At 55.8% G+C, this 1,402-nt stretch carries 2 protein-coding genes; both read left to right on the top strand.

The genetic code is table 11. The features are described 5' to 3' along the window. Nucleotides 1–624: hypothetical protein (locus V6D20_01630; GenBank protein HEY9814497.1), on the top strand; the 624-nt coding region annotated here is incomplete at its 5' end. Next, the coding region (locus V6D20_01625; protein ID HEY9814496.1) for an ADP-ribosylation factor-like protein at nt 581–1,402 on the top strand (822 nt) is incomplete at its 3' end. The genes V6D20_01630 and V6D20_01625, both read left to right, overlap by 44 nt.

The following is a 1,402-nucleotide window of genomic DNA, read 5'->3' as shown; positions in this document are numbered from 1 at the left end:
GGCCACGGCTATAGCAACCACAAACAAGCGCTAATTGCCCTCCGCCCCCATCTTCAGAATATCCTTGGATTTGCTTTTGTACTTGGGCACCAATTTTACCGCCCCTTTCGAGCCGATTTTTTTAAACAGGCTTTACTGAATTCGGAAGGTACTCTCCTAGCTAACATCGTTACAGTGAACTTTTTCCTGTTTGTAGTTCCCCCTGGGTCTGGGGCCATCTTGGAGAATATGCAGCCTCCCTCGTTTAATGCAACGGGATGCAATATGTACCTCCTGACCCAGGAGGCCGTGCCCCCAGCCTGGGCACACCTTCGAGTGCTTCGCCTCCACACTCCGTATCCTGCCGCCACCTTCACTCAGCCCAACACTCAGGGCAAGTATCGCGTAAGGGATGGAGAGAGCAAGTGGCCCTGGGCCAAGCTCTACCTCGTTGGCGAGCCAGCAGCTGGCAAGACTACGTTCCTGCAGTGGATACAGAAAGACCCTGTTGCTCTCAGTCACCTCAAAACGCCGGGCATCGACATCATGACGGTGGATCTGCTGAATTGGCAAGACGTGGCCTTAGATAGTAGAAATATATTTGAGCTGCCCAACGCTAGTCCCAGTAAGAATATCTTATTATGATAGTAACAATCCAGGTGCTCAAGTTCCTAGCGATGAGACGTCTACTCAGGCAGTAGCAGAAGATGTAGAGGCAAGTGCAGCGCAGGCATCCGCCCTGGGGCCCGAGCTACCTCAAGCGACCTCGGCGGACACACCAGCAGAAAAAGATATCTTGGCCGAGGCTCTAGAAGCTCTTGATCGTGAGCCTGGGCTTATCCTTCAGCTGTGGGATGTTGGCGGCCAGGAGGTGTACCGCACTCTCCACGAGCTCTTCTTCTCGCCTGTGGCCCTCTACATAGTGGTCTGCGACGTGTCTGAACCTGGCTTTGCGGATGTATTGCGGAAATGGCGCTCGATGTTGTGCAATAGTGAGCAAACCCAATCTGCCCAAATTATGTGTCTGCTGACGCATGCCGATGAGATTGACCCGGCCAGGCTTGACCCTGCCATACGCGAGGCTGAGGCGGTGTGGCGGACGGAGAAAGGCCGCAGTGTTCCCGTGTATGTGATCTTCACGCCAGGCTGGACCCCTAGCGAGGCTGTTCAGGCTGTGGCAGCGCCCCGCGCCCTCCTGCGGCAACACATCACGGCCACCCTGCTGAGCCTGCCAGCCCTGCAGTGCCGTTATCCCAACTCCTATCTGCTGCTCTACCGCTTTCTTGACATCCTGGCCTCGAGGCGACGGCCTGATGCCACTGCCATTGACGTCGTTGGTGTTGAGGAGCTTCACCGCGAACTTGACAAGTATGGGGACGAAGTCCTGGTACCAGAAGAACGCGAGGCCGCCCTGGCCCAGTTA

This window comes from Candidatus Obscuribacterales bacterium, assembly GCA_036703605.1.
In the GTDB taxonomy this organism is placed as follows: Bacteria; Cyanobacteriota; Cyanobacteriia; order RECH01; family RECH01; genus RECH01.
This window is presented reverse-complemented; position numbering and strand designations above follow the sequence as displayed.